Source organism: Bradyrhizobium sp. BR14999 (assembly GCF_056106085.1).
Genome location: NZ_CM148536.1, coordinates 2,933,295 through 2,953,368 on the forward strand (window position 1 = coordinate 2,933,295; position 20,074 = coordinate 2,953,368).

Consider the following 20,074-nt stretch of genomic DNA (forward strand, 5'->3'; position numbering starts at 1 on the left):
TCTAGGCTCGGCACACGGGGGTGATTATATTGGCCTGATGGTTCAACAGCGCCGTGATCCCGAACAACGTCCGTCGCCCGAGGCGCTGCTGGAAGCAGCGCGGCGGGAGGAGAGCGCGAGCGGCAGGCTGAAGATCTTCGTCGGCGCCGCCCCCGGCGTCGGCAAGACCTACGAGATGCTGCAAAGCGCTCACGCCAAGCGCAAGGCGGGCGTCGACGTCGTGGTCGGCTTCGTCGAGACCCACGGCCGCGCTGAGACCGAGGTGCTGGTGCGCGGGCTAGAGGTGGTCCCGCGCAAGCGGCTCGATTACCGCGGCCAGGTCGTGGAGGAGATGGACCTCGACGCCGTAATTGCGCGTCGGCCGCAGATTGCGCTGGTCGACGAGCTCGCCCACACCAACGCGGCGGGCAGCCGCCACCCCAAGCGCTATCTCGACGTCGACGAGCTGCTCTCCCACGGCATCGACGTCTATACCGCCGTCAACATCCAGCACATCGAGAGCCTGAACGACGTCGTCGCCCAGATCACCCATGTGCGGGTGCGCGAGACCGTGCCTGATTCGGTGTTCGACCGGGCCGATGCGATCGAGCTGATCGACCTCACGCCTGATGATCTGATCCAGCGGCTTAAGGAGGGCAAGGTCTATGTGCCCAAGCAGGCTGAGCGGGCGCTGGAGCATTATTTCTCGCCGGGCAACCTGACCGCGTTGCGCGAGCTCGCGCTGCGGCGCACGGCCGAGCGGGTCGACGAGCAACTGCTCACCCATATGCAGGCGAACGCCATCGCCGGTCCCTGGGCAGCGGGCGAACGCATCCTCGTCTGCGTCAGCGAGGATCCGCGCGCGGCTGGCCTCGTGCGCTATACCAAGCGGCTGGCCGACCGGCTCCATGCCCCGTTCACCGCGCTCTCGATCGAGACCCGGCGATCCCTGCAATTGTCCGACGATGAGCGCGACCGGCTGGCCGATACGCTGCGGCTTGCCGAATCGCTCGGCGGCGAGGCGCTGACGATTCCCGCCGTCGGCCGCCGCATCGCCGACGACGTCGTCAACTTCGCACAAGGCAACAACGTCACCCAGATCGTGATCGGCAAGTCGACGCGTTCGCGCTGGTTCGAGATGACGCGCGGCTCAGTCGTGCATGACCTGGTGCGCCGCGCCGGCAACATCACCGTCCATGTCATCGCCGGTGACGAGCTGCCCGGCGAGGCCGTGCCCAAGACCGCGGTGCAGACCGCTGCTCGCTCGGAGCCGTTCAACCCGCGGCCCTATCTGAAGGCGCTCGGCATCGTGCTGATCGGCCTCGGCGCCGCCGAGCTGATCCAGCCCTATTTCGGCCTCGAGAACGTCGATCTCGTGCTGCTGACCTCGGTCGTCGCGGTTGCCGTCCGCTATGGTTTGTGGCCGTCCCTGATGGCAACAGTGGCGGCGTCGCTTTGCTACAACTTCTTCTTCATTCCGCCGATCTACACCTTCACGATTACCGACCCGACCAACGTTGCCGCCTTCGTGCTGTTCATGGTGGTGGCGATGATCGTCTCCAATGTCGCGGCGCGCGTGCGCATCCAGGCCGACACCGCGATCGGCCGGATCCGGATGACCGAGCAGCTCCATGCCTTCAGCCGCAAGCTCGCCGGCACCGCCACGCTCGACGATGTGCTGTGGGCAACCGCCTACCAGATCGCGCTGATGCTGAAGGTCCGCGTCGTGTTGCTGCTGCCGGAAGAGGGCCTGCTCACGGTGAAATCCGGCTATCCGCCGGAGGATGAGCTCGATCAGGCCGACCTCGCCGCCGCCAACTGGGCCTGGAGCAACGACCGCCCCGCAGGCCGCGGCTCGGACACGCTGCCGGGTGCGAAACGGCTGTTCCTGCCGATGCGCACCGGGCGCGGGCCAATCGGCGTCATCGGCATCGACAACGACCGCACCGGCCCGCTATTGACCCCGGACCAGCGCCGGCTGCTCGACGCGCTGGTCGACCAAGGCGCACTCGCGATCGAGCGCGTGCTGTTGGTCGAGGACATGGACCGCGTCAAGCGCACCGTCGAATCCGAGCGGCTGCGCTCGGCGCTCCTGACCTCGATCTCGCACGATTTGAAGACGCCGCTGGCCTCGGTGCTCGGCGCGGCCTCCACCATGCGCGATCTCGCCGGCGCACTCTCGGACACCGAGAAGCGCGACCTGCTCGCGACCGTGATCGACGAGTCCGAACGGCTCAACCGCTTCATCGCCAATCTGCTCGACATGACCAAGCTCGAATCCGGCGCCATCGTGCCCAACACGGCGCTGCACGATCTCGGCGAGATCGTCGGTAGCGCGCTGCGGCGGGCGGCCAAGATCCTCGCTGCCCACAAGGTCGAGCTCGTGCTGGCGGCCGATCTGCCGATGCTCGAGCTCGATGCCGTACTGTTCGAGCAAGTGCTGTTCAACCTGCTCGACAACGCCGCAAAATATTCGCCGGCCGACACCACGATTGCGATCCGCAGTCAGCGCGAGCGCGATCAAGTCGTTCTCCAGATCGCCGATGAGGGCGGAGGCATCCCACCCGACGAGCTCGAGAGCGTGTTCGACAAGTTCTATCGCGTGCAGAAGGGGGACCATGTTCGTCCCGGCACCGGGCTCGGCCTTGCCATCTCCCGCGGCTTCGTCGAGGCGATGCGGGGCACGATCTCGGCCGCCAACCGCAGCGACCGGAGCGGCGCGATCCTCACCATCCGTCTGCCCGTCCCAGTGCAGACCCACGCATTGGATACCGCTGCATGAGTGCTGCCCCGATCAAGGTTCTGGTCATCGATGACGAGCCGCCGATCCGTAAACTGCTGCGGATGGGGCTGTCGACGCAGGGCTATGAGATCCTGGAGGCGTCGAACGGCAAGACCGCGCTGGACAAGCTTGCCGAGGAGCCGGCGCTGATCATCCTCGATCTCGGCCTGCCCGACATCCAGGGCCATGAGCTGCTGCGCTCCATCCGCGCCCGCAACGAGGGCGTGCCGATCGTGGTGCTGTCGAGCCGCGGCGACGAGGCCGGCAAGGTGCAAGCGCTCGATCTCGGCGCCGACGATTACCTGACCAAGCCGTTCGGCATGGACGAGCTGCTGGCCCGCTTGCGTGCCGCACTCCGCCACCAGCTTCAGGTCAAGGGCGAGCGCCCTGTGTTCCGCACCGGCGACCTCTCCGTCGATCTCGTTCGCCGCATCGTCAAGGTCGGCGAGCGCGACGTGAAGCTGTCACCGAAGGAATACGATCTTCTTCGCGTGCTGGTGCAGCACGCCGGCAAGGTGCTCACCCACCGCTTCCTGCTCAAGGAGCTCTGGGACGAGCTGACGGATGCGCAATATCTGCGCGTCTATGTCCGTCAGCTCCGCCAGAAGATCGAAGCCGACCCGGAACGGCCGCAATATGTGCTGACGGAGACGGGGATCGGATACAGGTTGAAGGCGGGGGATTAGGCCCGTCCTCTGGTCACGACTGAGTTGTCGCGCGAGCCTGTATCCACATCGTCATTGCGAGCGCAGCGAAGCAATCCAGGGTCCCTCCGCGGGAAGATTCTGGATTGCTTCGCTGCGCTCGCAATGACTGAGTGAATCAACCCGCCTTGCGATGCCGCGCCGGTGAACGGTGCGCCTTCCTGGTGGCTCGGTGCCGCCCCTGCGCACGGCGCGCATGTGACTTCGCCGCAGTCTTTTTCCCTCTTCCGCGTCCCTTCAGGCTCTGCTTCAGCGCATCCATGAGGCTGACGACGTTGCTCGGCCGTTCTTCGGGCTCCGGCAGCTCGATCTTCTTGCCGCTGGCCTTGCGCTTCACCAGCGCCTTCAGCGCGTTCTCGTACTCGTCCTTGAATTCGCTAGGATCGAAATGCGCGGCCTTGGAGTGCAGGATGTGGCCGGCGAGCTCGACCATGTCCTTGGTGATCTTCGGGCTCTTGATGTCCTCGAAGAACTGATCCTCGTCGCGCAGCTCGTAAGGATAGCGCAGCGTGGTGCCGAGCAGGCCCTTGCCGAGCGGCTCGATCGCCATCACGTGCTCGCGGTTGGTGAGCACGATTTTTGCGAGTGCCACGCGGTCCTGATCTTTCATGGCGTCGCGGATCACCGCGAAGGCGTCGACCGCGGCTTTGCCATCGGGGGCGATGTAATAGGGGTGGTTGAGGTAGCGCTGGTCGATTTCCTCGCTCGGCACGAAGCTCTCGATGTCGATGGTGTGGTTGCTCTCGATCTGGACCGCCTCGAGCTCCTCCGGTTCGACCTCGACATATTTGCCCTTGCTCAGCTCGTAGCCGCGCCCCTTCTGGTCGCTCTCGACGACGTCGCCGGTCTCGGAATCGATCATCTGCTGCTTGAGCCGGTTCCCGGTCTCGCGGTTGATGAGATGAAACCGAGTCTTCTCCGCGGCGGTCGCAGCCGGATAGAGCATGACCGGACAGCTGACCAGCGAGAGCTTCAACGTTCCCTTCCAATAGGCACGCGGGGCCATTCCATTCTCCAGCGTTTTCAAGGCGTTTTGGAACCCCAACCCTTCCGTGGGGTTTTGGTTCCGGGTGGGACTTTGGCCGTGATAGGCTTGAATGCCGAAAGAGAAGCGGGACCAGTCGTGCTGCAAAAACTCTCCACTTACCGACAGAAGCGTGATTTCGAAAAGACGCCCGAGCCATCAGGCAAGACCGCTGTCGCGCCCTCGAAGCAGCGGCGCTTCGTGATCCAGAAGCATGATGCCAGTCGGCTGCATTACGACTTCCGGCTCGAGTTGGACGGCGTCTTCAAGTCCTGGACGGTGACGAAGGGGCCCTCGCTCGATCCGCGCGACAAGCGGCTGGCGGTCGAGGTCGAGGACCATCCGCTCGACTATGGTGATTTCGAAGGCACGATTCCCGAAGGGCAGTACGGCGGCGGCACCGTGATGCTGTGGGATCGAGGCACTTGGGAATCGGAAGATCCGGAAGCCGGCTTCAAGAAGGGCGATCTCAAGTTCACCCTGCATGGCGACAAGCTGCATGGAAGCTGGGTGCTGGTGCGCATGCGCAACCGCGGCGGCGAAAAGCGGACCAACTGGCTGCTGATCAAGCACCGCGATGAACATGTCCGCGAAGGTGCCGACAACGACATCCTCGACCAGGACAAGTCCGTCGCCTCCGGCCGAGCGATGGAGCAGATCGCCGAAGGCAAGGGCCGCGCGCCCAAACCTTTCATGCTGGCTAGAGGTCTCAAGGGTCCCAAGGGCAAGGCCAATGCAGTCTGGCAGTCCAACCGCGCCGAGGAGGCGAAAGGGCGCACGGTGAAGCCGGCGCCGCGCACGGCGTTGAAGGCCGGAAGGGCGGCAAGGAAGAAGGCGACGACGGCAGCAAACGCGAAGAAAGTTTCAGAGATACCGGATTTCGTGGCGCCGCAGCTCTGTACGCTGGTCGAGCGGCCGCCGGCCGACCAGGGCTGGTGCCACGAGATCAAGTTCGACGGCTATCGCGTCCAGCTCCGCGTCGAGGACGGCGAGGCGACGCTCAAGACGCGCAAGGGTCTCGACTGGACCGGCAAGTTCGCCTCCATTGCCAAGGATGCGGGCGCGCTGCCGGATGTAATGATCGACGGCGAGATCGTCGCGCTCGATCACAACGGCGCGCCGAACTTCTCCTCGCTTCAGGCTGCGTTGTCCGATGGCAAGACTGACGAGCTGATCTTCTTTGCCTTCGACCTCCTGTTCGCGGAGAACCAGGATTACCGCCGGCTGCCGCTCGGCGAACGCAAGGCCCAGCTGAAGGAGCTCCTGGAATCGCACAAACGGAAGGCGAGCCAGATCCGATATGTCGAGCATTTCGAGAGCGGGGGCGATGCCGTGCTGCAATCGGCCTGCAAGCTCGAGCTCGAGGGGGTGGTGTCGAAGAAGCTGGATGCCCCGTATCGTTCCGGCCGTACCGAGAGCTGGGTCAAGTCGAAATGCCGCGCCGGCCACGAGGTGGTGATCGGCGGCTACAAGACCACGAACGGCAAGTTCCGCTCGCTGATGGGCGGCGTGCAGCGCGGCGATCATCTCGCCTTCGTCGGCATGGTCGGCACCGGCTTTGGCGCGGACAAGGTCAAGCGCATCATGCCGTCACTGAAGGCCATGGAGGCGAAGGAAAGCCCCTTCGGCGGCAAGAATGCGCCGAAGAAGACCCGCGAGGTACACTGGCTGAAGCCGGAGCTCGTCGCCGAGATCGAGTTCGCCGGCTTCACCGCCGACGGCAATGTCCGCCAAGCGGCTTTCAAAGGCCTGCGGCAGGACAAGCCGGCCGAGGAGGTCGAGGCCGAAACGCCAGTCGACACCGAGCTCGCCAAACCCTCGGCCAAAGGAGTGAAGCGCGCAAAAGCGAAGCCAGGCGCGCGATCGGCCCCCAGCGGCAGCAATGCCGAGGTCATGGGTGTCGTCATCTCCAAGCCGGACAAGGAGCTCTGGCCCGATGTCGGCGATGGTGGTGCCATCACCAAGCTGGACCTTGCCCGCTATCTCGAAGCCGTCGGCGAATGGATGATCGTGCACCTGAAGGGCCGGCCTTGCTCGCTGATCCGCGCTCCTGACGGCATCAAGGGTGAATGCTTCTTCCAGCGCCATGCCATGCAGGGCACGTCGAACCTTCTGGAGCTCGCAAGGGTCTCCGGCGACCGCAAGCCGTACCTGCAGATCGATCGGATCGAAGGGCTCGCCGCGGTGGCGCAGGTCGGCGGCGTCGAGCTGCATCCCTGGAATTGCGCGCCTTATGCCTATGACACGCCGGGCCGGCTGGTGTTCGATCTCGACCCTGCGCCTGACGTCGACTTCGCCGACGTCGTCGAGGCGGCCAAGGAGATGCGGCAGCGGCTCGCCGATATCGGCATGGACAGCTTCTGCAAGACCACTGGCGGCAAGGGCATCCATGTGGTGGTGCCGCTGCTCCACGGCGCGCGCGACAAGGTGAGCTGGAAGGAGGCCAAGGCGTTTGCGCAAGGCGTTTGCCAGTGGATGGCCAATGACGATCCCGAACGCTATCTGCTCAACATGTCCAAGAAATTGCGCAAGGGAAAGATCTTCCTGGACTATTTGCGCAACGACCGTATGTCGACGGCGATTGCCCCGCTGTCGCCGCGCGCGCGCGCCGGTGCCACGGTGTCGATGCCGCTGACTTGGGCGCAGGTGAAGAGCGATCTCGATCCGAAGCGCTATACGATGCGCACCGTGCCGGGCCTGCTGGCGCGATCGAAAGCGTGGGAAGGTTATGATGATGCCGCCGCGTCGATCAAGACGGCCATGAAGAAGCTGGCGTCGAAAAAGTAGGGTGGGTTAGCCGAAGGCGTAACCCACCAATTTCGTTCAATATTCGCAGAAGCGTGGTGGGTTACGCTTCGCTAACCCACCCTAGGTGCCTATATCCGTCCCATCAGGAGCAGGATCAGCAGGATGACGATGACGAGTCCGAGGCCGCCGCCGCCGTAATAGCCGGTGCCGTAAAACGGCCCGCCGCCAATGCCGCTGAAGCCGCCGAGCAGGGCGATGACCAAGATGATCAGAATGATCGTGCCGATAGACATGCGAGTCTCCTCCAGCCCTTTGTTGAAAGGGTCGTTGCACCTGTCCCGTCGTGCGGGGGCAACTTGCCGCAGGTTTTAAAGTTCCGGCTTCGCAAATGGGCCCCAACTCCGGCATGCATGGAACTTTTGCCGTTTCATGCGGCATGATCAGGTGAGGGGCAGTCAGCAGGGCCACGGCCATGTCAGAACCGCTCGTCGTTTCAATTCCGCATCGTCTCGGCCGCGATGAGGCGGTGCGCCGGCTCAAGACGGGGCTTGGCCGCGCCGCAGCAAGCATTCCCGTGTTGCAAGTCGAAGAGGAGCGCTGGAGCGGCGACAGCATGAATTTCCGCATCCGCGCGCTCGGGCAGATCGCGACCGGCCAGGTCGACGTCACCGAAGATCACGTCCGGGTCGAGGTGGTGCTGCCCTGGCTGTTGCAGCGCTTTGCCGAGATGGCCCAGGCCGCGATCAGGAAGCGCGGACAGTTGCTGCTGACCAAGGACGGCGGCAAGTAGCCTCAGGCGCGCACGCGCTGCCGCATCGGCTTCGCTGCACTGGCGGTGCGCGCCGCGATGATTGTCGCGGGAAGATCGCGCAGAGCCTGCGCAAGCGGCAGTTCGTTGCTCGCAAGATCCGTCGCGGCATAGCCGGTGATGTCGACGGTGGCACCTAAGCCCTCCAGCGCGGGCCATTCCCGGCCCGCTTGCGTGAACGGCGCGAAGTGACGCCCGACCACGACGATCGCGGCCGCGCGGCCATGGCGGCGGGCGAAGGCGATGACGTGGTCAGCATGCCCGCCGCTTACCTCGAGCGGCTGATAGTCGCCCCGGACGAAGATGTCGGGAAGCCGGTTGCGCAGTTTGAGGAGATGACGCGTCCAGGCCAGCTTGAGCTGGCCGTCCGGCCAGGCCTTGATCAGGCCACGCCAATCCGGCTTGTCCAATGAGCTCAGCGCTGCACGGCAGGCGACAAAGTCCACCGGACGGCGGTTGTCGGGATCGACCAGCGACAGGTCCCAGAATTCTGTGCCTTGGTAGAAGTCTGGCACGCCCGGCAGTGTTGCCTTGAGTGTGAGCTGGCTCAGCGAGTTCAACATGCCGAGCAGTGCGACGCGGCGGGCCAGGGTCTGCAGCGCCTCCAGGAATTCTGCGGACTGAGCGGGGTCGAGGATCCTGCTGATGAAGCTCTTGACGCCGTTTTCATACGCTTCATGCGGATTGAGCCAGCTCGTCTCCTCCTTGCCTTCACGCGCGGCCTTGAGGGCATAGGCCTGGATGCGCTCGATGAAGCCGGCATCCGGTCCCTGGAGCGGCCAGGCCCCCAGCAGGGTCTGGTAGAGCATGTACTCGAAGGTCGCCGACGGCGCGCGGAAACTGCCGTGGTGTGTGAGATGCGGCGCGTTCAACACCTTCCAGCGCGCCACCGCGCTGGTCCATTCGCCGGGAATCTCGCTGAGCGCAGCAATACGCGCGCGGGCATCCTCGCCGCGCTTGGTGTCGTGGGTGGCCGTCGCGGTCATGCCGTGCGGCCATTCCTTGGCGCGCGCCTGCATCGCCTGATGGAAAGCGGGAAGGGTAAGGCCGATGCTTGCGGGGTCGCCGCCGACCTCGTTCAGCGCAAGCAGCCGGTGGAATTGATAGAACGCGGTGTCCTCCAGCGACTTCGCCATCATCGGTCCGGTGAATTGCTGCACCTTCAGCGCGAAGCGGCGCACGCGCGGGGCGCTGTGCGGGGGACGGCCGGGCTTGAGCAGGTCCATGGTCAGGGCGTCGCGCAGGAAGTCGAAGATGCCGTCATCTGCGGCGAACCATTCTGCGCGCGCCCGCGCGATGGTCTCCTCGATCAGCTTGCGATCGTGCGCGGTCGGCGCGCTCGTCGTGAGGTAGGTGCGGTAGACCGGGAAATGCAGCACATAGAGTTCGAGCGCCTGGCGCAGGCTGTCGGCGGAGAAGTCGCGCGTCGAGTAATGCCCGTTGGCGATGCGCGCCAAAAGCCGCGTCAGCACGGTGAACTCGCTCGTGAGCAGCGTCTCCAGCACCCGCCGCTTGGCGTCCTTGACGTAAGGCGCAAGCCGTGGCGGCCGGTTGCTGATCTGCCGCCAGGTCTCGTCCAGCGCCGCCAGCCCCTTGCCGTCGACCAGGACCTGGGTGATGACGTTCATCCATTCATAGCCGGTGGTGCCCTGGACGCCGGCGAAGTGCGGCAGGCGTTCGTGCTCGCACAGGATCTTCTCGATCAGGGTATAAAAGGGCTTCGTCGTACCCTGCGCATCGCGGACCAGCCGGCGCAGTCGCTGGCAATATTGCGCGGGATCGCGCAGGCCGTCGATGTGATCGAGGCGGATGCCTTGCAATCTGCCGTCGGCGATGAGTTGCTTGACCAGCCGGTGCGTGGCGGCAAACGTGCCGGGATCCTCGACGCGCAAGCCCGCAAGCCCGTTGACGTCGAAGAAGCGGCGATAGTTGATGTCACTGGAGGCGAGCCGCCAATGCCCGAGCTTGTAGTGCTGGCGCTCGAGCAGATGATGCAGCGCCAGCGTGTGCGCGGGACGGTCCTTGGCGGCGCGATAGGCGGCAAGACCTCGCGCGATGATGTCGGCAGCACCCGCAATGTTCTTGAGTTCTGCCTTGAAGGCGGGAGCTTCCTTGCGATTGGGACGGCGCAGTCCGGTGTAGCGCGCCGCGAGCGCGAGCAGGCGCTTGCCGGGCTCCGTTTCCGCCGCGTCCGCTTCCTTGACGATCATCCGCAGCACTTCGCCATAGCGCTCCGGCGCAACAGGTAAGCGATGCTCGAAATACCAGGCGGAAAGACTTCCCTCATCCGGATCGTAGCGCAGCTCGATCTCGCCCCGCTCCAGCGCCTCGCCATAGGACACGCCGAGAATCGGCAGCAGCACGCCGCCGCGGGCGCGGAAGGCCAGTTGATCCCAGTCGATGTCGAAGGAGACCGCATGCGGTGAAGCCTGGCCCCACTCCAGCACGTCGAGCCACCAGGGATTGTCGGCGAAATGCACGCCGACATGATTGGGCACGAAGTCAATGATCAGGCCGAGATCGTGCTGCTGAAGCGTCTCGCTCAGCCGTGCGAAGCCGGCCTCGCCGCCGAGTTCGGGACTGAGCTGGCTATGATCGACGGTGTCGTAGCCGTGGGTCGAGCCCTTGCGCGCCTTCATCACCGGCGAGGCGTAGAGATGCGTGATCCCCAGCGCCTTGAGATAGGGCACGACCGCGGCGGCCTTGTCGAAGTCGAAATCCGCGGTGAGCTGGAGCCGGTAGGTCGCGAGCGGAATGGCGGGAGGCATGCTAACCTCCGAGATGCCAAACCACCGACCAGGGCGGAAGCCGCTCGCCGGCCTCGCCGCCCCAGATCGGCGTGCCCGCATTGCTGTTGGAATACGCGACATCCTTGTCCGAGAGATTCGCGGTCAGGTGGAGCGCCGCGCCGTCCCCCATGCGCCAATGTGCCGTGAGCAAGCCGGTATCTGCTGCCTCGGCATCGCCGAACCTCGCTCCTTTCAGCCGCGGCATGATCTCCTTGCGCCGGAGCGCGAGCAGCTCGCGCACCAGCGCAAGCCGCGCGTCCTGCTCGGGCGTGCGGCCGTTCCAGTCGAGCACGGCCAATTGCAGCGTTGCCGGATCGAGCGGATCAGGCACCTCGTCGCCGTATTTCTCATAGGCCCAGGCATATTCCTGCTTGCGCCCCTTGCGCACGGCATCGGCCAATCCGTCGTGGAAGTCGCAGAAGAACGGGAAGGGCACCGTGGAGCCCCATTCCTCGCCCTGAAACAGCATCGGCACCATCGGCGCGAGCAGGGTGACCGCGAGCGCGGCCTCGATCTGCTTGGGTGAAGCCAGGCTCTCGAGCCGGTCGCCGAGTGGGCGGTTGCCGATCTGGTCGTGGTTTTGCAGGAAGTTGACGAAGGTCGACGGCGGCAGCTCGCCGCTCGGCTCGCCGCGCGGCTTCTTGCCCCAGAATTCCGATATCTCGCCCTGGTAGACGAAGCCGGAGGCGAGCGCGCGCGCAAGATCCATGCGCGGCGTCTGGTAGTCCGCGTAGTAGCCGGCGAGCTCGCCGGTCAGCATCACGTGCCAGACGTGGTGATAGTCGTCGTTCCACTGTCCGCGATATTTGCCGTTCGGCGGCTCCTGCGCGGCATCGAGCAGGCTCGCGCGGTTGTCACCGTTCTCGAGCACCAGATGGATGTGCCGTCCCGTGGCTTTGGCGAGCTCGCCGGCAGCGACGCTGAGGTCTTGCAGCATGGACTGCTCGCCGGGCACCGCCATGATGTGGTTGGCGGCATCCAGCCGCAGGCCATCGAAACGGTAGTCGCTGAGCCAGGACAGCGCGTTCTCGACCGCGAACGCGCGCACCTGCGGCACGCGATAGTCGATTGTGCTGCCCCAGGGCGTGTGCGCGTCGGTAAAGAAGGTCGGCGCATAGCGGCCGAGGTAATTCCCCTCGGGGCCGAAGTGATTGTAGACGACGTCGAGGAACACCATGAGCCCGCGCAAATGCGCCTCGTCGATCAGCGTCTTCAGGTCTTCAGGGCGGCCATAGGCGCTGTCGGGCGCATACCACAGTACGCCGTCATAGCCCCAGCCGCGGCGGCCGGCGAAATCGGCCAGCGGCATCAATTCCAGTGCGGTGATGCCGCTCGCTGTGAGATGATCGAGCTTGTCGATCATGGCGCGGTAGGTGCCCTCTGGCGTGAAGGTGCCGACATGGGTCTCGATCAGCACCGTCTCTTCCCAGGGACGGCCGCGCCAATCGCGCGCGCCCCACACAAAGGCGTCGTGATCGATCACCTCGCTCGGGCCGAACACATCTTCGGGCTGGAATGCCGAGGCCGGATCGGGCACGTCGATCTCGTCGTCGATCCGGAATTTGTAATTGCTACCGGCGCGCAGGCCGGCAATGTCGGCCACGTACCAGCCATCCTGCCGGCGCTGCATCGCGTGCCTTCTGTCGAGCAGGAGATCGACGCGGCGCGCGCCGGGCGCCCACAGCCGGAACGACGCGCCGTCCTTGGTCGGCCTCGCCCCGAAGGATGGCCTCATAGCGCCCCCGCGAAGGCGAGCACGGATCGCGGCGGCGCCTTGCTGTCGCTTCCGGGCAGGAAGTCGATCGAGTTCAGCCTGGCCTCGGTCGTGTTGAGGATCTGCTGCCAGCTCTTGTATTCGGTCATTTTGGGCAATTTGAATGCGATCTCTTCGGGAGCGGCGTTCAGAACGATAAAGATCGCGGCGCTGCCCGGTTCCATCGGCCCCATCACATAGGAGAGAAAGCGCCCTTCCGGGAATTTCCAGTCGTTCTCCGTCATCTCGTCCCCGGCGGGCGTCAGCCACAGCGCGCCGTAGGAGATGCCGTCCTTGGTGCGGCCGTCGAGCCAGCGATGGCTGCGGAGTTGCGAGAATCGGCGGCGGATGTCGGCGAGATGGGCGACGAAATCGACCATGTCGTCGCCCTCCCTGCCGAGATTGTCCCAGCCGACCCAGCCGACCTCGTTGTCCTGGCAATAGGCGTTGTTGTTGCCGGATTGAGAATTGCCGACCTCGTCGCCGGCGAGGATCAGCGGAACGCCTTGCGCCAGTATCAGGCAGGCCAGCACGTTCTTGCGAAGCTGCCGGCGCAGGCTGAGGATTTGGGGATCGTCGGTCGGGCCCTCGACGCCGCAATTGTTGCTGTGGTTGTCGTTGGAGCCGTCGCGATTGTCCTCGCCGTTGGCCTCGTTGTGCTTCTCGTTGTAGCTGAAGAGGTCGGCGAGCGTGAAGCCGTCATGCACGGTGATGTGGTTGATGCCGGCGCGCGGCCGCCTTCCGTCATGGTTGAACAGGTCTGATGACGCCGTCATGCGGCTGGAGATGTCGCCGATCAGGCTGCCTTCGCCGCTCCAGTAGCGGCGCATGGCGCTGCGATAGCGATCGTTCCACTCCGACCATTGCGAGGGGAAGGCGCCGACCTGATAGCCGCCGAGCCCGAGATCCCACGGTTCGGCGACGAGCTTGACGGTCGCCAGCACCGGATCCTGCCGGACCGCGGTCAGGAACGAGATGCCGCGATCAAAGCCGTTCGGGCCGCGCGCCAGGGTGGTGGCGAGGTCGAAACGGAAGCCGTCGACATGGCAGACCTCGACCCAGTAGCGAAGCGAATCCATCACCATCTGGAGCACGCGCGGATGGGTGAGATTCACCGACGAGCCGCAGCCGGTGAAGTCGTCGTAATAGCGCGGGTTCTCGCGGTTCAGCCAGTAATAGGAGGCGTTGTCGATGCCGCGATAGCACAGCGTCGGGCCGAGGTGATTGCCCTCGGCGGTGTGGTTGTAGACAACGTCCAGCATCACCTCGATGCCGGCATCGTGCAGCCGCGCGACCGTGGTACGGAAGGAATCGAGCGCGTTGTCCTGGGCGTAGCGCGGCTCGGGCGCGAAGAAGGACAACGTGTTGTAACCCCAGTAATTGGCGAGCTTCTTTTCCACCAGGATGCGGTCGTCGACGAAGCTGTGGATCGGGAGAAGCTCGATCGTGGTGACGCCGAGCCTCTTCAGATGCTCGATCATCGCCGGCGATGACAGGCCACCATAGGTGCCGCGCAGATTCGGCGGCACGTCGTCGCGCTTCTGCGTCAGGCCCTTGACGTGGGCCTCGTAGATGATGGTGTCTTCCCAGGGGATGTTGGGACGGATCTCGCGCCGGCCCCAGTTGAAGGTTTCGTCGACGACGACGGCCTTGGGCATGCCGCGCGCATTGTCGCGCCGATCGAACGACAGGTCCTCGCGCGGCGAGCCGGTGCGGTAGGCGAAATGCGCATCGCTCCAGACCAGCCGTCCGGCCAGCCGCTTGGCATAGGGATCGAGTAGCAGCTTGTTGGCGTTGAAGCGGTGGCCGTGCTCGGGCTCGTAGGGGCCGTGCACACGATAGCCGTAGAGCTGGCCGGGCGAGACGTCGTTGAGATAGCCATGCCAGACGTCTTCGGTCCGTTCCGGCAACTCGATGCGTTCGAGCTCGCGGCGGCCTTGCGTGTCGAACAGGCAGAGCTCGACCTTCTGTGCGTTGGCGGAGAACAGCGCGAAATTGGTGCCGCGTCCGTCCCAGCTTGCGCCGAGGCGTGCGGGCGATCCAGCAGTCAAGCGCATGTGTCAGCTTTCTGGAACGAGGAAGATCGCGGCAAGTGGCGGAATTGTGAGGCGGAGCTCGCCGCCCTCGGCATGGACTTCGCCGATGTTGCCGACGTTGCTGCCGCCATAGTGGGCGGAATCCGAGTTGAGCACTTCCTTCCACTTGCCGCCAAAGGGCACGCGAACGCGATAGTTCTGGTAGACGTTCGGCGAGAAGTTGATGATCACCAGGCACCGCGCTTGCTCGTCGAAGCCTCTGCGCAGCCAGGCGAACACGTTGCGGTTGGCGTCGTCGGTGACCAGCCATTCGAAGCCGGCCTGGTCGCAATCCATCTGGTGCAGCGCCGGCACGGCGCGATAGAGCCGGTTGAGGTCGCGGATCAGCGCCTGGATGCCGGAATGGTACTTGTATTCGAGCAGGTGCCAGTCGAGCGACTGGTCATGGTTCCATTCGCGGCTCTGCGCGATCTCCGCGCCCATGAACAACAGCTTCTTGCCGGGATGGCCGAACATGAAGCTGTAATAGGCGCGCAAGTTCGCGAATCGTTGCCATTCGTCGCCGGGCATCCGGCCGAGGATCGAGCGCTTGCCATGCACGACCTCGTCATGCGACAGCGGCAGGATGAAGTTTTCCGAGAATGCATAGTGCAGGCCGAACAGGATCTCGCCGTGGTGGTGCTTGCGGTAGATTGGATCCTTGCTGATGTAGCTCAGCGTGTCGTGCATCCAGCCCATGTTCCACTTGTAGCCGAAGCCGAGCCCGCCGAATTCGACCGGGCGTGAGACCTGAGGCCAGGCGGTGGACTCCTCAGCCGCCGTGGTCGCCTGCGGGAAGCGGGCGAAGACTTCCGTGTTGAAGCGGCGCAGGAAGTTGATCGCCTCGATGTTCTCCCGCCCGCCATACTGGTTCGGAATCCACGCGCCGGGCGGCCGGCTGTAATCGAGATAGAGCATCGATGCCACGGCATCGACGCGCAGGCCGTCGATCGCATAGCGCTCCAGCCAGAACAGCGCGTTCGACACCAGGAAGTTCGTCACTTCGGTGCGGCCGTAATTGTAGATCAGCGTGCCCCAGTCGAGGTGGCGGCCCTGGAGCGGGTTGGCGTGCTCGTAGAGCGAGGTGCCGTCGAAATGACCTAGCCCGTGCGGATCGTCCGGGAAGTGGCCGGGCACCCAGTCGAGCAGCACGCCGACGCCTTCGCGGTGGCAGGCATCGACGAGAACGGCAAAATCCTCCGGCGTGCCGAAGCGGCTGGTCGGGCCATAGAGGCCGGTCGGCTGGTAACCCCAGGAGCCGTCGAACGGATGCTCGCTCACCGGGAGAAATTCGAGATGGGTGAAGCCCATGTCGCGGGCATAGGCCGGCAGCTGCTCGGCCAGTTCGCGATAGGTTAGCCATTCATTGCCGTTCTTGCGCCGCCACGAGCCGAGATGGACCTCGTAGATCGACATCGGCGCCGACAGCGCGTTGATGCCGTCGGGCGCCGGCCGCGGCCGCGGCAGGCGCGCCTCGTCGAACACGATCGACGCTGTCTTGGGCCGCACCTCGCTCGCAAAGGCCAGCGGATCGGATTTCAACGGAAGCATATGGCCATGCGGGCCGATGACTTCGAACTTGTAGTGATCGCCAATCTTCGCATGCGGGATGAACAGCTCCCAATAGCCGCTGCCGCGTACCCTCATGGGATGGCGCCGCCCGTCCCAGAAATTGAAATCGCCGACCACGGACACGCGCCGCGCATTCGGCGCCAGCACCACGAAGCCGATGCCGTCGACACCTTCGTGCCGCATCGGATGGGCGCCGAGCTTGTCGTAGAGGCGCTGGTGGGTGCCTTCGCCGAGCAGATAAAGGTCGAAATCGGTCAGGATCGGCGGAAAGCGGTAGGCGTCCTCGAACTCGACGACGTTGCCGCCGAATTTCGCGCGCAGCTGGTAATGCTTCGAGCCGTTGGGCAGGGCCCCGATGAACAGGCCGGAATCGTGCACGCGGTCGAGCGGGGCGACTTCGCCATGCTCGCCGACCGCCTCGACATTCGAGGCTTCGGGGAGAAAGGCGCGCACCACGCTTCTACCGCCCTCGGGATGCAGCCCGAGATAGTGGAAGGGATCGGAGTGGCGGCCTTCGATGATCGCGTAGGCCTCAGCAGGCAGTTTAGGCATGGGCTTCGCTCTCGGCACTGGACAGAATGCGAAGCAGTCCGGTCAGCGGCGCATTGAGCCCCTCAGGCCGGTGGGACAGCTCGTACTCTACTTCGTTGAACGCTTGATCAAGCAGGAAGAAGTTTATCAGGCCTTCCGCGGATTGCGGATCTTGCGGCCAAATCCGCCGATCGGTCATGGTTTCGCGATAGGCGGACAAGAAGGTTGCGGTAGCGCGCTCGCGCCATTCGTCGAGCGCGGCTGCGAGCCGGCCCTGCTCGTCGGAAGCGCCCGTCAGCGCGCGACTGAGGGCCGCGTTGACCGAAACATCAATCGAGTGGATCATGCCCGCGACGTCGCGCGCGGCCGGCGCCTTGCGCCGCTTGTCGGCCAATGGCACACGCGGATCGCCGTCGAAGTCGATGATGAAGATATCGTCCTTCACGATCAGAGTTTGTCCGAGACGGAAGTCGCCATGATGACGGATGTTCAACCCGCCGATCCCGGAAGGCAATAGCGCATTCAGGCGGTCGGGCAGGGTCGCGCGGGCCTCCGTGAGCTGATCGATCAGCGGCCGATCCGCCTCCCGCAGGCCGTCGCGGCTGTTGGCCAGCCGTTCGAAGACCCGCTCGGCGCGCGCCTTGAGGTCGGAGACGAGGCGCGTGATGTACGAGGAGCCGATCGGCTCCGGAGCGAGCTCGTCCGGCTTTGCCGCGGCCAGCGCGACATGCAGCTCGCCGAGCCGCCGGCCGATCTGCGCGATGAAGTGCAGATAAGGCGCCTGCTCCTGGGTTTCGCGGAGCGTTTCGCCCGCCGGCAACACGCGCTGCTCGTCGATATAGCGATCGAGGTAGCCCGTTGTCACAGTCCAGCCGTCGCCCTGGTTCTCGACATAGGCATGCAGCACGCCGAGCGCGCTGCGCTGCTCGCCCTCGACCAGCTCGACGCTACCCAGCAGCGCCGGCGTGTTGGCAAAGCGGGCGATCTCGGTGAGATAGTGGCCGATCTCGATCTCGGGACTGATGCCGGTTTCGAGCCGACGGTAGATCTTGGCGACGTATTGATTGTCGATCAGCGCGGTGCTGTTCGACTGCTCGATCGCGCGGATGCGTTCGGGCTCCTTGATGATGTAATCGGCAAACCGGCTGGTCGCCTTGAATTCCAGCCGCAAATTGTTCTCTTCCACTGCCAGGTTCTGCGACAAATTGCGCAGGAACAGGCCGATGAAGATCTGCTCGGTCGCGACATCGAGCAGCGTGCCTTCGCGCGCGCCCTGACGCACTGCGGCGAGCGCCTTCGGGTTGAAGCGTTCGCGATCGAAGCGCACCCACTCGATCTGCAACGGCAGCACGTAGCGTGTCGTCTCGTTCCCCTGCTTGGTCTCGAAGAACGCGATCCAGGGCCGGTTGTCGCCAATGTCGCAGAACGGCGCCGCCGAGGTCAGCGTGGTCTTGATGTGCTTGGCATTGTGCTCGGGATACCATCGCGTCCGCGACAGGAATCCCGGCAGCACGTCGCGCTCGAACACGCCGCGCTCGCGGGCGAGCGACACCCAATTCGAGTTCACCGGCACCACCAGCGTCTCGAACTCCGGCACCGCGCGCGGCGTCACCGGCTCGGACTTGTCGCGCTCCTGAAGCTGGAACCAGTAGAAACCGTAGGGCCCCAGCGTGATCATGTAGGGCAGCTCGCCGATCGCGGGGAAGCGCGTGCGGCCGAGCATTTCCTGCGGGATGCGGTCCTTCCAAGGCGACAGGTCAAGCTCGGTCGCCTGCGCGGCGCGCGACAAATTGGCCACGCAGAGGATCACCTCGTCGCGGTATTGCCGGACATAAGCCAGCACGGCGCGGTTGGCCGGGCGGATGAAGGTCATGGTGCCGCGGCCGAAGGCAAGCGTCGACTTGCGCACCGAGATCAGCCGCTTGGTGGCGCTGAGCAGCGAGGACAGGCTGCGCGACTGCGCCTCCACGTTCACCGACTCGTAGCCGTAGACCGGATCCATGATCAGCGGCGCGTAAAGGCGGGCCGGGTCGCAGCGTGAGAAGCCGCCGTTGCGGTCCGGGCTCCACTGCATCGGCGTGCGCACGCCGTTGCGGTCGCCGAGATAGATGTTGTCGCCCATGCCAATCTCGTCGCCGTAGTAGACGATCGGCGTGCCGGGGAAGGACAGCAGCAGCGAGTTCATCAGCTCGATCTTGCGGCGGTCATTGTCCATCAGCGGCGCAAGGCGCCGGCGGATGCCGACATTGATGCGCGCGCGCGGGTCGTTGGCGTAGGTGGTCCAGAGATAGTCGCGCTCGACGTCGGTGACCATCTCCAGCGTCAATTCGTCATGATTGCGCAGGAACAGCGCCCATTGGCAGCTCGCCGGGATGTCCGGGGTCTGGCGCAGGATGTCGGTGATCGGGAAACGGTCCTCCTGCGCGATCGCCATGTAGATCCGCGGCATCAGCGGGAAATGATAGGCCATGTGGCACTCGTCGCCACGGCCGAAATATTCTTGCACGTCCTCCGGCCATTGATTGGCCTCGGCCAGCAGCAGCTTGCCCTTGGAGTAGGCGTCGAGCTCCTGGCGCAGGCGCTTGATGATCGCATGCGTCTCGGGCAGGTTCTCGTTCGAGGTGCCTTCGCGCTCGCACAGATAGGGAATGGCATCCAGCCGGAAGCCGTCGACACCGGCATCGAGCCAGCGCTTCATCACCTGGATGAGTGCGCTGACGACGCGTGGATTGTCGAAATTCAGGTCCGGCTGGTGCGAGAAGAAGCGGTGCCAGTAGAAGGCGCCGGCCTCGGGGTCCCAGGTCCAGTTCGACTTCTCCGTGTCGGTGAAGATGATGCGCGTGCCCTGGTATTTCTGATCGGTGTCGCTCCAGACATACCAGTTGCGGGCGCTCGAGCCCGGATGGCTGCGGCGCGCCCGCTTGAACCACTTGTGTTGGTCCGAGGTGTGATTGACGACCAGCTCGGTGATGACGCGCAGGCCCCGCTTCTGCGCCTCCTGGATGAAGCGCTTGAAATCCTTCATCGTCCCGAAATCGGGATTGACCGCGCCGTAATCGGCGATGTCGTAACCGTCGTCGCGGCCGGGCGAGGGGTAGAACGGCAGCAGCCACAGCGCGGTGACGCCGAGTTCCTGGAGATAGGGCAGCTTCTCGGTCAGCCCGGCGAAGTCGCCGATCCCGTCATTGTTGCTGTCGGCAAACGCCTTGACGTGGAGCTGGTAGATGATGGCGTCCTTGTACCAGAGCTCGTCCACGATCTCGGCAGCCTCGGCTTTCTTGGTGTCGACGGAAGACAGAACATTCATGG

The 20,074-nt window shown here is 64.7% G+C and carries 11 protein-coding genes; 4 read left to right on the forward strand and 7 right to left on the reverse strand.

Annotated features, from left to right (window positions below):
• Positions 1-37 precede the first annotated feature (37 nt).
• On the forward strand, positions 38-2,761 hold the full coding sequence (locus tag ACR9YP_RS13520; protein ID WP_474220139.1) for a DUF4118 domain-containing protein: 2,724 nt from the start codon (positions 38-40) through the stop codon (positions 2,759-2,761).
• The gene (locus ACR9YP_RS13525) at positions 2,758-3,447 is read left to right on the forward strand and encodes a response regulator (RefSeq protein ID WP_370989413.1); all 690 of its coding nucleotides are present in this window, start codon (positions 2,758-2,760) and stop codon (positions 3,445-3,447) included. The genes ACR9YP_RS13520 and ACR9YP_RS13525 overlap by 4 nt, the downstream gene beginning before the upstream one ends.
• 136 nt (positions 3,448-3,583) lie before the next feature.
• On the opposite strand, the gene ku is transcribed toward ACR9YP_RS13525, so the two are convergent.
• The gene (ku, locus tag ACR9YP_RS13530) at positions 3,584-4,471 is read right to left on the reverse strand and encodes a non-homologous end joining protein Ku (protein WP_438105790.1); all 888 of its coding nucleotides are present in this window, start codon (positions 4,469-4,471) and stop codon (positions 3,584-3,586) included.
• A 117-nt stretch (positions 4,472-4,588) separates the two neighbouring features.
• Here ku and ligD point away from each other — a divergent pair, with 117 nt between their 5' ends.
• On the forward strand, positions 4,589-7,276 hold the full coding sequence (ligD, locus tag ACR9YP_RS13535) for a DNA ligase D (protein ID WP_474221060.1): 2,688 nt from the start codon (positions 4,589-4,591) through the stop codon (positions 7,274-7,276).
• A gap of 89 nt (positions 7,277-7,365) precedes the next feature.
• Here ligD and ACR9YP_RS13540 read toward each other — a convergent pair whose 3' ends face one another.
• Positions 7,366-7,530, reverse strand: coding sequence for a DUF3309 family protein (locus ACR9YP_RS13540; protein WP_018318514.1), 165 nt, complete (start codon positions 7,528-7,530; stop codon positions 7,366-7,368).
• 179 nt (positions 7,531-7,709) lie between these two features.
• On the opposite strand from ACR9YP_RS13540, the gene ACR9YP_RS13545 reads away from it, so the two are divergent.
• Positions 7,710-8,027, forward strand: a complete 318-nt coding sequence (locus ACR9YP_RS13545; protein ID WP_091879667.1) for a polyhydroxyalkanoic acid system family protein — start codon at positions 7,710-7,712, stop codon at positions 8,025-8,027.
• A gap of 2 nt (positions 8,028-8,029) precedes the next feature.
• Here ACR9YP_RS13545 and treY read toward each other — a convergent pair whose 3' ends face one another.
• From treY to treS, 5 genes are read right to left on the reverse strand one after another with little or no spacing between them, the layout of a single operon-like run.
• Positions 8,030-10,813 carry a malto-oligosyltrehalose synthase gene (gene treY, locus ACR9YP_RS13550; RefSeq protein ID WP_474220140.1) on the reverse strand — a complete coding sequence of 928 codons (2,784 nt, stop codon included), beginning with the start codon at positions 10,811-10,813 and terminating at the stop codon, positions 8,030-8,032.
• 1 nt (position 10,814) lies between these two features.
• Positions 10,815-12,569, reverse strand: a complete 1,755-nt coding sequence (gene treZ, locus ACR9YP_RS13555) for a malto-oligosyltrehalose trehalohydrolase (protein ID WP_474220141.1) — start codon at positions 12,567-12,569, stop codon at positions 10,815-10,817.
• Positions 12,566-14,644, reverse strand: coding sequence for a glycogen debranching protein GlgX (gene glgX, locus ACR9YP_RS13560; protein ID WP_474220142.1), 2,079 nt, complete (start codon positions 14,642-14,644; stop codon positions 12,566-12,568). Before glgX ends, treZ begins: the two co-directional genes overlap by 4 nt.
• A gap of 3 nt (positions 14,645-14,647) precedes the next feature.
• Complete coding sequence (glgB, locus tag ACR9YP_RS13565) at positions 14,648-16,786, reverse strand: 1,4-alpha-glucan branching protein GlgB (RefSeq protein WP_474220143.1); 2,139 nt, start codon at positions 16,784-16,786, stop codon at positions 14,648-14,650.
• On the reverse strand, positions 16,779-20,072 hold the full coding sequence (gene treS, locus ACR9YP_RS13570; RefSeq protein ID WP_474220144.1) for a maltose alpha-D-glucosyltransferase: 3,294 nt from the start codon (positions 20,070-20,072) through the stop codon (positions 16,779-16,781). The genes glgB and treS overlap by 8 nt, the downstream gene beginning before the upstream one ends.
• Positions 20,073-20,074 lie beyond the last annotated feature (2 nt).